This is a genomic window from Shigella sp. FC1967 (assembly GCF_001743005.1).
Classification (GTDB): Bacteria; Pseudomonadota; Gammaproteobacteria; order Enterobacterales; family Enterobacteriaceae; genus Proteus.
The window spans coordinates 1-316 of sequence record NZ_MIIZ01000031.1; the positions used below are offsets into that span (position 1 = coordinate 1).

Annotated in this window: 1 rRNA gene; it reads right to left on the minus strand. The window is 52.5% G+C overall.

Features of this window, described 5'->3' with window-relative positions:
* Positions 1 to 316 (minus strand): 16S ribosomal RNA (locus BHE89_RS00200); the annotation flags it as partial.

Genomic DNA, 316 nt, shown 5'->3' on the forward strand with positions numbered 1-316 from the left:
GGGGCCGCCTTCGCCACCGGTATTCCTCCACATCTCTACGCATTTCACCGCTACACGTGGAATTCTACCCCCCTCTACAAGACTCTAGCCAACCAGTTTCAGATGCAATTCCCAAGTTAAGCTCGGGGCTTTCACATCTGACTTAATTGACCGCCTGCGTGCGCTTTACGCCCAGTAATTCCGATTAACGCTTGCACCCTCCGTATTACCGCGGCTGCTGGCACGGAGTTAGCCGGTGCTTCTTCTGCGGGTAACGTCAATTGATAAGGGTATTAACCTTATCACCTTCCTCCCCGCTGAAAGTACTTTACAACCC